The following is a 13,042-nucleotide window of genomic DNA, read 5'->3' as shown; positions in this document are numbered from 1 at the left end:
GCGGGGGCGCCGCTCGGGTGAGCGGCGCCCCCGTCGGGTCTCAGCGCTTGGTGTCGGAGGCGTCGTCGTCGGAGGCCCGGTCGGCGGTGTCCCGCGCCCCGTCCTCGTCCGGACCGTCCTCGGTACCGTCGGCGGGGCGTTCCGCACGGCCGGCGGAGTCGCCCTCCCCGGCGTCCTCCTGCTCGGACTCGACTGCGGCCGGGACGTCCCCGGCCCGCGCACCGTCCTCCTCCTCGTCCCCGCCGCGGGGGACGCGGTAGGAGAAGGCGCCGCTGCTGGCGCCCCGCCCGTCGTCGGAGTCCTCGTCCCCGATCCGGTCAGCGTCCGCGGCGCGCTCGTCGGCCTCGTCGTCGGTCCGGGCACCGCTCCCGGTGCCGTCCGTCGTCTCGTCGGTCGCCTCGTCGGTCCCGGCGTCGTCGGGGCCGCCGTCGGGGGCGTGCTCCTGCTCCGGCCCGGAGTCCGCGGAGACCACCGGGAGGACGGCCGTCTCCGGGCCGTCCCCGTCCGTCCCGGGCCCGCTCGGGGCCTGCTCCGTGGCGTGCGCCTCCGGGGCGTCCTGTCGGTCGTCGGCGGGCTCGGAGTCCTCGTCCGCTTCCTCCGGGCGCTCCGCGGCGCGCGCCTTCGCGGTGTCCCTGGCGCCCTCGTGGTCAGCGGCGGGCACGGACGCCTCGTCGGGCTCAGGGACCCCGGCGGCGGCCGCGTCCTCGCCGGGTTCCCCGGCGTCGCGCTTCTCGGGGGCGTCCTCGGAGGGCGCGTCCTCGATGTCCTCTTCCGCCGCTTCCCGCGCACCGGGCGAGGGGGCGTCCTCGGCGGAGGAGACTCCGGGAACGTCGTAGGCGAAGGCCCCGCTCTCCTCCTCGTCGGGCCGGTCCCCGTCGTCGCCGTCCTCCGCGAAGGCGTCCTCCTCGACGGTTCCCTCCGTGGCCGACCGGCCGGGGATGTCGTAGGCGAACGAGGCCCCGTCCGAGGGGCCGGTCGCCTGACCGCCGTCCCCGTCCTGGACCCCGTTCCCGGAAACGTCGTGGGCGGAGGGGGCCGTGTCCCGGGCCTCGCTCCCGGAGTCGGCGTCCCCGTTCCCGGGGAAGTTCTCCTCCACGGCCTGCGCCGGACGGGGGATGCTGTAGACGAAGGGCTCCTCGGAGGCGAACGCGGAGCCGCCCCGCTCCCGGCCGCCGTCCTCGTCGGAGGCGTCCGCGAAGGGCGCGTCGTCGATGTCCTCCCCGACCGCGTCCTCCCCGAACGGGGGGCGGTCCTCGGCGGAGGGGCCGTCATCGGCCGGGGGCGTGCGGCCGGGAATGTCATAGGTGAAGGCTGCGCCGGAGGCGGCGGTGCGCTCGCCGGTCCCGTCCCCCGCGTCGGGTCCGTCCTCGGCGGCGGTGGTACCGCTCGGCTCGTCCCACTCCGCCCTCGCGGCGGTGTAGGCGGCGTCGGTTCCACTCTCCCAGGGCGCCGGGGCACGGAGCGGCCGCTCCTCCTCGGAGGAGGCCCAGGAGGGGCTCGGTCCGGCGTGGGGAGCGGAGGGGGCGGCGTCGTGCGCCGCCGTGTCCGGTTCCGGCCAGTCGTGGGCCGTGGGGGTCTGCCAGCGGGGGACGTCGTACTCGGGTTCTCCGTGGCCTGCGTCCTCCGCGGCGGGAGTCGGCCAGGCGGGCCGCTCCGGGACATGGGGCTCCCGCACCGGCTCGGAGGCCGGTGCGGGTACGCGCCCGGGGTTCTCCGACTCCACGTGTGCGATGGGCACCGCCGATGCCGCGGTGGCGGCCATGACGGGGACGGACGCCTTCCCCAAACCGTCCGTCCGATCCGGTCTGCCCCCGCCGCCGGACCTTTCCTGGAGCAGCGCCCCCAGTAGGAGGAGAACGCTGACGCCCGCCAGTCCCAGTGCCATGTACACCAGGACGGTCTCGGCGAACACCAGGGCGGCCACGATGACGGCGATGGCCGTCAGCACCGCCACGGTTGCGAGGATGCTAAGGATCACGGGTCGACCAGGACCTTTACACGTGTTGTGCCGGAGTCTTCAGTTGTTCGAGCGGATACCGCGGTGATCAGCGGCGCTCGTGCGGCTCGCCCGGGTGGAACCCGCCGTGCTGGGCCGGCTCGGGCTGCCCGAACGGGTTGCCCGTGGGACCGTGCTGGAGCGAGGGCGTGGCACCGGTCTGCGGAGCCATGGTCTGGAAGCCGCCCGTGGTGTTCGGGTTGTTCAGCTCCTGGGCCTTCTCCTCCTCGCTCTTGAGCTCGCGCAGCTGGCGCTCGAAGTAGTCCTTGAGGCGGCTGCGGTACTCACGCTCGAAGTCCTTGAGCACGTTGACCTTGTGCTCCAGCTCCTCGCGCTGCTGGACGAGGCTGCCCATGACCTGGCGGTGGCGCTCCTGCGCGTCGCGGTCGAGGTTCTCGGAACGGGCGCGGGCCTCACCGATGATCTGGTCGGCCTGGCGGCGGGCCTTGCCGAGGATGTCCTCGGACTCGTGGCGGGCGCGGCCGAGGGTCTCGTCGGCCTCGCGGCGGGCGTCGGAGATCGCCTGGTCGGCGGTCTGCTGCGCGAGGGCCAGGACACGGGCGGCCGTGTCCATGTTCTCCTCGCCGCCCATGCCCATGCCGGGACCGGCCATCTGCATCTGCTGCTGCTGGACCGGGGGCTGGGGCTCGACGGCCTGCGGAGGCTGGACCGGCTCGGGACGCATCTGCTCGTGCTGCTGCGGCTCGGGCGCCTGGTCCTGCTGCTGGAAGTCCTGCATGCCGGCGTTGGGCACCTTGCCCCGCAGGCACTCGGCCAGCTTGCCGCGCAGTTCCTCGTTCTCCTGGATCAGGCGGTCGAGCTCGGACTCGACCTCGTCGAGGAAGGCGTCGACCTCTTCTTCGTCGTATCCCGGTCGGAGCCGGGTGGTACTGAACTGCTTGTTCCGCACATCGGCGGGTGTCAACGGCATGTTCGTCTCCTTGGCGCGCTTGGAGTCTGTCCGTAGGGACGCTACATGATCGTGACCTTACGGCAATCCAGATCATGACCAAGACCACATAGCGGAATCCGGGGCGGTTCCTTCCGCCTACGTCTACTCTCCTGCTAGGCGAAGCTCCCGAGCAGTGCGATCAAGATGTAGACGCCGAAGAAGAGCACCAGGACGCTCAGGTCGAGCGCGATGCTCCCCAGGCGTACGGGCTTGATGAACCGACGCAGGAACCTCAGTGGCGGGTCGGTGATCGTGTACACGATCTCAGCGATCACGAGCACGAACCCCGTGGGGCGCCACGATCTGGAGAAGGACTGCACCATCTCCAGGATCACCCTGGCCAGCAGCACGAAGACAAACAGCTGCAGGATGATGATCAGCACGGACAGGACGGTACTCACGGTCGTTCCTCGACCCAATCTCTGGACAAATGTGACGTTCTAGCTCTGATTGAAGAACCCTCGCTCGGCGATCCGCGCCTTGTCCTCGGCGGTCACCTCGACGTTGGCCGGGGACAGCAGGAACACCTTGTTGGTGACGCGTTCGATACTGCCATGCAGACCGAAGATCAGACCAGCCGCGAAGTCGACCAGACGCTTGGCGTCGCTGTCGACCATCTCGGTCAGGTTCATGATCACCGGTGTACCCTCTCGGAAGTGCTCTCCGATGGTACGCGCCTCGTTGTAGGTACGCGGATGGAGCGTGGTGATCCGCGCGAGGTCGGCGGTGGAGGCGGTCGCGGTCGTGCCACCGCGACCTGAGCCCAGGTAACCGCCGGTGTCCATCACGTCGCCTCGCGCTTCCTCGCCGGGCGGGGCGTCAGCGTCGCGTTCACGCTGCTCCTCCACCCCCTCGTCGAAATCGTCGAACTCATCATATTCGTCCGCATAGCGGTGATCGTAACGGTCGTCCTCCACGAGGCCGAGGTAGACCGCCATCTTGCGCATCGCGCCGGCCATCTCATGTCCTCCGTCGTCCCCGCGGCCTTCACCGCAGCCGACTCCTTCGCACTGTCCCGTCCGCTCTCGGGGAGAGCGTCCATTCGGGCGAACTCCACAGACGGGTTCCAAGGTCTATGTGGGGACATTACCCCACGATCGGTCCCCGGTTGCCGAGCAACGCCGTACCGAGTCGCAGGTGTGTCGCGCCTCGCTCGACCGCCGCCTCCAGGTCCCCGCTCATGCCCGCGGACACCACCGTCGCCCGAGGATAGCGATCGCGGATGCGGGCCGCGACCTCCTGGAGACGCGCGAAGGCGGCCGAGGGATCGCCCTCGCGGGGGGCGACCGCCATGACCCCGCCCAGCGCGAGCGCCTCGTGCTCCTCGATCCGCGCGGCGACTTCGAGCGCGTCCCCGGGGTCGACGCCCCCGCGCGGACCGATCACCCCGGCCCGCGAGTCCTCGTCGAGGTTGACCTGGACGAGGCAGGTCAGGCTCCGTCCGGCCGCGGCGGCGCGCTCGCCCAGCGCCCGGGCCAGCCTGGCGCGGTCCACCGAGTGCACGACGTCGGCGTAGGAGGCCACCGACCGCGCCTTGTTGGTCTGCAACTGGCCCACGAAGTGCCAGGTCAGGCCGAGGTCGGCGGTCTCGGCGGCCTTGGGCGCCGCCTCCTGGTCGCGGTTCTCGCCCACGTCGGTCACCCCGAGTGAGGCGAGAATCCGCACATCGGAGGCCGGGTGTGTCTTGGTGACGGCGACCAGCGACACCTCGTCCGGGTCGCGGCCGGCCTTGGCGCAGGCCGCCTCGATCCTGGCCCGCGCGGCGGCGAGGTTGGCGCGGACCTGCTCGACGCGAGCCGGGTCTGCGTGTGTCACGGTGCTCCTTCTTTCCCTGGGACGGATCCCACTCGCTGTCCTTCCTACACCCCCCTCACCCCGCGTGCCCCGGACCCCGGGGACGCCGGGCCCGTCGGGGGCCGCGCGCGAGGCGGTGTTCTTTCGGACCTCCGCTTCGCTCCGCCCATCCGTCGCCCGCCACCACCCTCGAACGACGCCTACGGCGCGGTCCTGCTGGTGTTCGGGCGCCCGGAACACGGAAATGGGGTCGCAGCAGGCGCAGTGGTGCCTACGGCGGGTCCGGCCGGGAGACGCGCGGGCGCCGCGCACGCCGCGGAGGCGGGGAAACCGGGCTGTCCCGGTGGTTCCACGGCACCATCCTGGTGGCCGGGTACGACGTTCAGACGCGCCAGAGGAAGGCGGCGAACCTGCCGGTCGGCGCCTGACCTCGGTGGGAGAACAGTTCGGGGCTCTCCAGGGTGCAGCGGCCGTCGGCCCGGATGTCGGTGACGCCCGCCCGGCGCAGCTGGGCGGTGACGGCGGCGCGCATGTCCACTCCGGCGGTGCCCCGGCTCGTGGTGCAGGCGGCCTCGGGTACCCCGCGCGCGGTCTCCTCGCGCACGTGGGGCGGGACCTCGTAGCACCCGCCGCAGATGGAGGGGCCCAGGAAGACGGTGATCCGGTCGGCGCGGGCGCCCTGGTCGGCCATCGCCGCGACCAGGTTGGCGGCCACACCGTTCGCGGTGCCCAGTCGGCCGGAGTGCGCGGCGCCCAAGACGCCCGCCTCGGCGTCGGCGGCCAGGACCGGCAGGCAGTCGGCGGCCATCGAGGCCAGGACCAGGTCGGAGCGGGTGGTGACCACCCCGTCGCAGGTGCCCGCGCCCCCGGGGCCGGTGGCCACGAGGACGTCGGCACTGTGCACCTGGTGCATCCACACGACCCGGTCGGCGTCGAACCCCAGGTCGCGGGCGGCGATCTTGCGGTTGGCGAGCACCGCCTCGCGTTCGTCCCCCGAGCCCAGGCCCATGTTGAGCGAGTCGTAGGGCGGGGCGCTCACTCCCCCGTGCCGTTCGGTGACGGCGGCGCGGACCCCGTGGCCCAGGTCGATGACGTTGCTCATCCGGTGGTGTTTCCTCCCCGCTCCTGCCGGAGGGGGAACCCCGCGTCGCCCGGAGGGCGTTCGGGGCCGGTGGCCGGTACCGGCCGTGTTCCGGCTCCGGCGCGGACTCCTCGCGGGAGCGGGCTCCCGCGGGGCCCGCCTCGCCGTCCCCCCGGTCCAGGACACTACCACCGCCCGAACCGCCCCGGGCTGGGCGGACACCGCCCCCGAAGCGGCGACGACCCCGGCCCTGGGGCCGGGGTCGGAGCTACTTCAGGAACTCCGGCACGTCGAGGTCGTCGGGGTCGTCGAAGATGACCCGGCGCCGGGGCGTGGGCACGTCCCCGCGCCGCTCGGCGGTGGCGTCCGAAACCGCGTGGATGTGACCCGCGTGGCCGCCCTCACGCGCGGCGGGCTCCTCCTCGGCCGGAGCGGGCTCCTCGGCGCGGACCGGCTCGGCGGGCTCGGCCTCCGCCTGGAAGGCGGACGTGCCGTGGGGCGGGGTCTGCTGCGCGGGGTCCGGCTCGGCCGGAGCGGCCTGGGTGTACTGCTCCTGGTGGGCGGGCTCGGCCTCGACCGGCTGCTGGACCGGCGGAGCCTGGGTCGCCGGCGGCGTCCACTGCGGCTCCGGGGCGGGCTCGGCCGGACGGGACGGAGTGATCCACGGCATGTTGGCGGCCGACGCCCCGCTCGCGTCCGCGGAGGCGGGCGCCGCCGGAGCGGTCCTCTCCTCCCTGCCGGACGTGATGCCTGCCTTGGGGGCGGCGGCCTCAGGAGGGTCCACCGGCTGGCGCTCCCGCACCACCGGGATCACTCCCTCCGGCTCGTCGAAGCCGGCCGCGATGACGGTGACCCTCACCTCGTCGCCCAGGGCGTCGTCGATGACGGCGCCGAAGATGATGTTGGCCTCGGGCGCCGCCGAGTTCGCGACGAGCTGTGCCGCCTCGTTGATCTCGAAGAGCCCCAGGTCGGAGCCGCCCTGGATGGACAGCAGCACACCGTGGGCCCCGTCGATACTCGCTTCCAGCAGTGGTGAGGAGATCGCCATCTCCGCCGCCGCGACCGCCCGGTCGTCCCCGCGCGCCGACCCGATGCCCATGAGCGCCGACCCCGCCCCGGACATGACCGACTTGACGTCGGCGAAGTCCAGGTTGATCAGTCCCGGCGTGGTGATCAGGTCGGTGATGCCCTGCACACCGGACAGGAGTACCTGGTCGGCGGCCTTGAAGGCGTCCAACACGCTGACCTGGCGGTCGGAGATGGACAGCAGCCGGTCGTTGGGGATCACGATGAGGGTGTCGACCTCCTCGCGGAGCATCGCTATCCCCGACTCGGCCTGGGTGGCCCGCCTCTTGCCCTCGAACCCGAAGGGGCGGGTGACCACGCCGATGGTCAGGGCGCCCAGGGACCGGGCGATGTTGGCCACGACCGGGGCGCCCCCGGTTCCGGTTCCACCGCCCTCACCGGCGGTGACGAAGACCATGTCGGCCCCCTTGAGGACCTCCTCGATCTCCTCCCGGTGGTCCTCGGCGGCCTTGCGGCCGACATCGGGGTTGGCTCCGGCTCCGAGGCCGCGGGTGAGTTCGCGCCCGACGTCCAGCTTGACGTCTGCGTCACTCATCAGCAGCGCCTGGGCGTCAGTGTTGATGGCGATGAACTCGACGCCCTTGAGCCCCTCTTCGATCATTCGGTTGACGGCGTTGACACCGCCGCCGCCGATGCCGACGACTTTGATGACCGCGAGGTAGTTCTGCGGTGCTGCCACGACGAGGGGCCTTTCCGCTCGCTTACGCCGTTCCGCCACCGCGTCCGGTGGCTGTGTGCCACCGGAGGCGCCTTTGGTCCGGCATCCGGTTCTACAGTGTGCGTTTCGGGTTCCCCGACGGGTCGTCCACGACGCCGTAACCGGGGGACCCCGGACCGCCGGAGCCTCCGGCCACCCGCCCGGAAGGGGCTGGTGCGGTCCGCCGTGAGGCGGAACGGTTCCCGCGTACCCGAAAAGCCTGTTCTGGTGCTTTGTTGACGTTCGGTTGTGTTTCCCGACAGTAAGCGGACCGCCGACCACGGGCAACCGATGACGAGTTCAGCCTAACGGCGCACGACACGGGGAAGCGATGTGCGCCCTCGGCGCGTCGCGTCTGGAATGTCCGCGCGGGACGCCCGGGCGTGCCGCAGGGGCCCTCCGGCCCGTCCGCGCCCGTACCGCTCGGCGGACCGGCCCCCGCCGCCGCACCCCTGCCTGTCCTGTTCCCGGGAACGCTTCACCTCACCACGGCGAGGTCGGGCGCGGACACGTCGTAGACGCGCTCCTCCTGCGGCGGGTGCTCGCCGATGAGCACCCCCAGGACGTCGCTCTTGCGCGCGGTCTCCTCGGGCGGGCCCCACTCGACGCGGGCCTCCTCGGCGAGTTCGATCACGATCGCCTCGGGGTCGGTGGCGTCGATGAGCCGGATCCGGGAGAGGAGGGGGTCCGGCGCCCGTTCGACGATGTCGGCGGCGGCGGCGACGGCCTCGTTGCCCTCCACCTCCCCGGTCACGCTGACCAGCGGATAGGCGCCGGGCAGGCTCGGCGCGTCCTCGATGCGCACGCCGTCGGCGTCGATCAGCCGGTAGTCCTCCCCCGCCTGGACGGCCAGCAGCGGCCTGCGTTCGACCACCTCGACCTCCAGGGTGGCGGGCCAGCCGCGGGTGACTGTGGCCGACTCCACCAGCGGCAGCGCCTCGGCGCGCTCCTCGCTGCGGTCCAGGTCGACCCTGATCAGGGGTGTCCCGGTGGGCACGCCCAGGGCCGCGACCACCTCCTCGGAGGGGGTCCGGTCCAGGCCGGTGACCGCGACGTCGCGCACCACGAGCAGACGGGAGCCGAGCAGCAGCCAGGCGACCACGCAGACCAGGGCGACCACCAGCAGCGCCACGAAGGCGAACTTCCAGGGGTCGGACCGCTTGCGTGCCACCGCGTGCCCAGTCGCCTCCTCCTGCTCAGCGACCACCTGCTCCCCTTCCGTGTGTCCGCGCGACCGCTTCCCCCACCGCTGGCCGTTCCCGCCTCAGCCGCCGATGCCGTCGGCCCTCTGGGCGAGCGCCTCGACGATGCGCGGGCCCAGCTCGGTGACGTCGCCCGCGCCCATGGTGAGCACGATGTCGCCGGGGCCGGCCAGCTCGGCCGCCCGGAGCACGGCGTCGTCGCGACCGGGCACGTACCACACGCGGTCGTGCGCGACACGCGAGGTGATCAGCTCCGCGGTGACCCCGGGCTCGGGATCCTCGCGGGCGGCGTAGACCTCGGTGACCACGACCTCGTCGGCCAGGTTCAGCGCGGCGGCGAACTCCTCGGCGAAGATGCGGGTGCGGCTGTACAGGTGCGGTTGGAACAGGGCGACGACCCTGCCCCCGGCGTGCTCCCGACCGTCCTCGCGCGCCTCCTCGGCCAGGGACTCCAGCGCTGCCCGGGTCGCGCGCAGGTCGGCCTCGATCTCGGTGGGGTGGTGGGCGTAGCTGTCGTAGACGGCCACTCCCCCCGCCTCGCCCTTGGGCTCGAAGCGGCGCGCGGCGCCGGCGAAGTCGGCGATGCCCTCGACCGCCACCTCCAGGTCGTGGCCCAGCTCGTCGGCGACCGCGACGGCCGCGGCCGCGTTGAGCACGTTGTGGCGGCCCGGCACGGCGAGCTGGCCGTCCACGGGCTCGCCGTTCGCGGTGCGGATGGTGAACTCGGTGGTGAAGCCGCGGGCGCGCACCCGGGTGACGCGGTAGTCGGCGTCCTCGGCCTCGCCGTAGGTGAGCACCCGCTTGCCGCGTTCGCGGGCCAGCTCGGCCACCCGGCGGGCGCCGGGGTCGTCCACTCCCACGACGAGCGTGCGCTCGACCCGGTCGACGAACGAGGCGAAGTTGGCGTGGATCTCCTCGATGCCGCTGTAGTTGTCCAGGTGGTCGGCCTCGACGTTGGTGACCACGGCGATCTTGGGCGAGAGCATGAGGAAGGAGCCGTCGCTCTCGTCGGCCTCCACCGCGATGACCTCGCCGATGCCGGCGTCGGCGCCCAGGCCGGTGGTGACCAGCTTGCCGCCGATGACGTAGCCGGGGTCGGCGCCCACGTGCTGGAGCACCACCGCGACCATGGACGTGGTGGTGGTCTTGCCGTGGGTGCCCGAGACGGCGACGCCCTCGCGGCCCAGCAGCAGCGCGCCCAGGGCCGCGGCCCGGGGCAGCACGCGCAGGCCCCGGCGGCGCGCCTCGACCAGTTCGGGGTTGTCCTCGCGGATGGCGGAGGAGACCACCAGGGTCTCCGCCGTGCCGAGGTTGTCGGCGGCGTGCCCCACGTGGACGTCGGCGCCCATCTGCTCCAGTTCGCGCAGGGTGTCGCTGTCGCGGGCGTCGCTGCCCGAGACCTCCACCCCCGACTGGAGCAGCACGCGGGCGATGCCGGACATGCCCGCTCCGCCCAGGCCGATGAAGTGGGTACGGCCCAGCTTGTCCACGGGCACCGGCTCGGTCGGCCGCACCAGGCTCATCGGGTGTCCTTCCCGTCGTCGTAGAAGGCCTCGTCGCCGTCGTCCTCGGACACCGGCATGTCGGGCGTGGGTTTGTCTCCGCGGGCGATGGCCGTGACCTCGCGGGCCAGCTCCATGTCGGCGTCGCGGCGGCCCATCCGGGCGGCCGCCTCGGACATGGCCACGACCCGGTCGGTGTCGGTGAGCAGCGGGATGAGCTGCTGGGTGATCCACTCGACGGAGACGTCGGCGTTGTTGACCACCATCCCGCCGCCCGCCTGGACGATGGGCTCGGCGTTGAGGGCCTGCTCGCCGTTGCCGATGGCCAGCGGCACGAACGCGCCGGGCAGGCCGACGGCGGTCAGCTCGGCGCAGGTCATCGCCCCGGAACGGCACATGGCCACGTCGGCCGCGGCGTAGGCCATGTCCATGCGGTCCACGTAGGGGACGGCGACGTAGGGGATGCCCATCTGGGTGAGGTCCTGGGGCTCGTCGGCGTTCTTGGGGCCGACCACGTGCAGCACCTGGACGCCGCTGTCGCGGAAGGCGTCGCGGGCGGCGTAGGCGGTCTCGTTGATGCGCTGGGCGCCCTGGGAGCCGCCGAAGATCAGCAGGGTGGGCAGGTCGTGGCGCAGGCCGAAGTAGGTGCGGGCCTTGTCGCCCATGGCCAGCCGGTCGAGCGAGGTGATCTGCTCGCGCAGCGGGATGCCCACGAAGCGGCCGTTGCGGATCTGGGTGTGGGGGTGGCCGGTGAACACGTGCGGGGTCAGGCGCGCGCCCAGCCGGTTGGCCAGGCCCGGCAGGGGGTTGGCCTCGTGGACGACGATGGGGATGCGCCTGCGGCGGGCGGCCAGGTAGCCGGGCGTGGCCACGTAGCCGCCGAAGCCGACGATGATGTCGGCCTGGAGCCGGTCCAGGTGCTCACCGGCCGCGCTGAGGGCGCCCGCGAGCTTGCCGGGCACGCTGAGCAGCTGCGGGGTGAGCCTGCGCGGCAGGGGGACGGCCGGGATGATGCCCAGCTCGTAGCCGCGCATGGGCACCAGCCTGGTCTCAAGGCCCCGCTCGGTGCCCAGGCAGAGGATCTCCGTGCTGGGGTCCATGCGCCGCAGCGCGTCCGCAAGGGAGAGTGCGGGCTCGATATGCCCGGCCGTGCCGCCTCCGGCGAGGGCTACCCTCATCGTCGCCGATTCCTCCTTGGCCGGTCACCCGCCGGGACCGGTCCGCTCCTGTGCTTGGCCGTTGTCCTGCCACCGCGGGCGCCCGCCGTGCGCGGGCCGCGTGCCGTGGTGGGCCGCCCGGACGCCGCCGCGCCGCCGAGGTTGTTCACCGAGGCGGCGATGTTGTCCAGGCCCAGCCAGCTTAGAGCCCTTTGCACCCGACTGGGACCCCGGGCCTCCAGCACCTTGCGCGCCTCCGGCTCGGTCTTGGCCAGTGCCAGGAGAACGCCCAGGGCCGCCATGGTGGTGACCAGAGACGAGCCCCCGTAGGAGACCAGGGGCAGCGGGACGCCGGTGACGGGCAGCAGCCCGATGACGGCGCCCATGTTGATCAGGGCCTGGCCCATGATCCAGGTGACGATGGCGAAGGAGGCCATGCGGGGGAAGGGCTCCTTGACGCGGAAGGCCACGCGCATCCCGGCGTAGCCGAGCATGCCGAACAGGACGAGCATGAGCAGGGTGCCGATGAGGCCGAACTCCTCGCCGATGATGGCGAAGACGAAGTCGGACTCGGCGAAGGGCAGGAAGCCCCACTTCTCACGGCTCTCGCCGATGCCGACGCCGAAGATCCCGCCGGTGCCCAGGGCGTAGAGGCTGTGCAGCGACTGCATGCCCGAGCCCAGGGGGTCGGCCTCGGGGTCCAGGAAGGAGGTGACGCGCGCCATGCGGTAGGGCTCGATGGCGATGGCGATGGCGGCCAGTCCCAGGACCAGGCCGAACATGGCCCCGAACAGCCTGCCGGGAGCGCCGACCACCCACAGCAGCCCCAGGAAGGTGACCAGGAACACCAGGCCCGTGGACAGGTTGGAGCCCATCAGCACCAGCAGGACCAGCAGACCGCATCCGGGCAGCAGCGGGATGAGCAGGTGCCGCCACTCGGTGAGCTCGCGCAGCTCCTCCTTGCGGGCCAGGATGTTGGCGCCCCACAGGGCGAAGGCGAGCTTGGCCGGTTCGGAGGGCTGGATGATCAGCCCGCCCAGGTCCAGCCAGCGGGTGGCGCCGTTGACCTCCACGCCCTGGAAGACGGTGAGCAGCAGCAGCGCCGCCGAGACGATCATCGCCGGGTAGCCGACCAGGCGGAAGATCCGCTGGGGCAGGTGGGAGGCCAGGAACATCAGCGGCAGGCCCAGGGCGGCCGAGACCAGCTGCTGCTGGAACATCGAGAAGGCCGAGCCGGTCTCGTCGATGGAGTTGACCATCGTGGAGGACAGCACCATCATCAGGCCCAGCGCGATGAGCAGGACCGAGGTGCCCAGGATCAGGTAGTACGAGGTGAGCGGCCGGTCCAGCAGGCGGACCCATTCACGCCACAGGGCGCGTTCGCGTCCGCCCGCCGCCGCGCGCGCCTTGGACCGGGTCGCCCCGGGAACCGCCGTCGTCGCCGCCATCCACACCCTCCGCACGAAATTCGCGCCTCAATACTGGCGTACCGGCGGGTGCGAAGCCGTGGACATTTCGCGCGTGTTGGCCATCTTTGGCGGCCCGGGGCGTGGCGGAGGGCACAGTGGGCGCCGC

Annotated in this window: 11 protein-coding genes; all 11 read right to left on the bottom strand. The window is 72.5% G+C overall.

Features of this window, described 5'->3' with window-relative positions:
* Nucleotides 1-40: 40 nt before the first annotated feature.
* A complete protein-coding gene (locus EV372_RS18830; protein WP_253797120.1) occupies nucleotides 41-1,954 on the bottom strand; it encodes an AAA family ATPase in 1,914 nt (637 codons plus the stop codon).
* A gap of 91 nt (nucleotides 1,955-2,045) precedes the next feature.
* Nucleotides 2,046-2,927 (bottom strand): DivIVA domain-containing protein, encoded by an 882-nt coding sequence (locus EV372_RS18825; RefSeq protein WP_047869230.1) that lies wholly within the window; start codon nucleotides 2,925-2,927, stop codon nucleotides 2,046-2,048.
* 134 nt (nucleotides 2,928-3,061) lie between these two features.
* Complete coding sequence (locus EV372_RS18820; RefSeq protein WP_013151955.1) at nucleotides 3,062-3,349, bottom strand: YggT family protein; 288 nt, start codon at nucleotides 3,347-3,349, stop codon at nucleotides 3,062-3,064.
* 39 nt (nucleotides 3,350-3,388) lie between these two features.
* Nucleotides 3,389-3,907: a cell division protein SepF gene (locus tag EV372_RS18815; RefSeq protein WP_013151954.1), complete on the bottom strand. Its 519-nt coding sequence runs from the start codon at nucleotides 3,905-3,907 to the stop codon at nucleotides 3,389-3,391.
* A 127-nt stretch (nucleotides 3,908-4,034) separates the two neighbouring features.
* The gene (locus tag EV372_RS18810) at nucleotides 4,035-4,763 is read right to left on the bottom strand and encodes a YggS family pyridoxal phosphate-dependent enzyme (protein WP_130397040.1); all 729 of its coding nucleotides are present in this window, start codon (nucleotides 4,761-4,763) and stop codon (nucleotides 4,035-4,037) included.
* Nucleotides 4,764-5,124: 361 nt separating this feature from the next.
* A complete protein-coding gene (gene pgeF, locus EV372_RS18805; RefSeq protein ID WP_130397039.1) occupies nucleotides 5,125-5,844 on the bottom strand; it encodes a peptidoglycan editing factor PgeF in 720 nt (239 codons plus the stop codon).
* Nucleotides 5,845-6,091: 247 nt separating this feature from the next.
* Nucleotides 6,092-7,588, bottom strand: coding sequence for a cell division protein FtsZ (gene ftsZ, locus EV372_RS18800; protein ID WP_130397038.1), 1,497 nt, complete (start codon nucleotides 7,586-7,588; stop codon nucleotides 6,092-6,094).
* 496 nt (nucleotides 7,589-8,084) lie between these two features.
* Complete coding sequence (locus EV372_RS18795) at nucleotides 8,085-8,813, bottom strand: cell division protein FtsQ/DivIB (protein WP_130397037.1); 729 nt, start codon at nucleotides 8,811-8,813, stop codon at nucleotides 8,085-8,087.
* A gap of 57 nt (nucleotides 8,814-8,870) precedes the next feature.
* Nucleotides 8,871-10,331: a UDP-N-acetylmuramate--L-alanine ligase gene (gene murC, locus EV372_RS18790; RefSeq protein WP_130397036.1), complete on the bottom strand. Its 1,461-nt coding sequence runs from the start codon at nucleotides 10,329-10,331 to the stop codon at nucleotides 8,871-8,873.
* Nucleotides 10,328-11,488: an undecaprenyldiphospho-muramoylpentapeptide beta-N-acetylglucosaminyltransferase gene (murG, locus tag EV372_RS18785; RefSeq protein ID WP_130397035.1), complete on the bottom strand. Its 1,161-nt coding sequence runs from the start codon at nucleotides 11,486-11,488 to the stop codon at nucleotides 10,328-10,330. The genes murC and murG overlap by 4 nt, the downstream gene beginning before the upstream one ends.
* On the bottom strand, nucleotides 11,485-12,915 hold the full coding sequence (ftsW, locus tag EV372_RS18780; protein ID WP_130397034.1) for a putative lipid II flippase FtsW: 1,431 nt from the start codon (nucleotides 12,913-12,915) through the stop codon (nucleotides 11,485-11,487). The genes murG and ftsW overlap by 4 nt, the downstream gene beginning before the upstream one ends.
* Nucleotides 12,916-13,042: the final 127 nt, after the last annotated feature.

This window comes from Nocardiopsis sp. CNZ308 (assembly GCF_004217075.1).
This window is presented reverse-complemented; position numbering and strand designations above follow the sequence as displayed.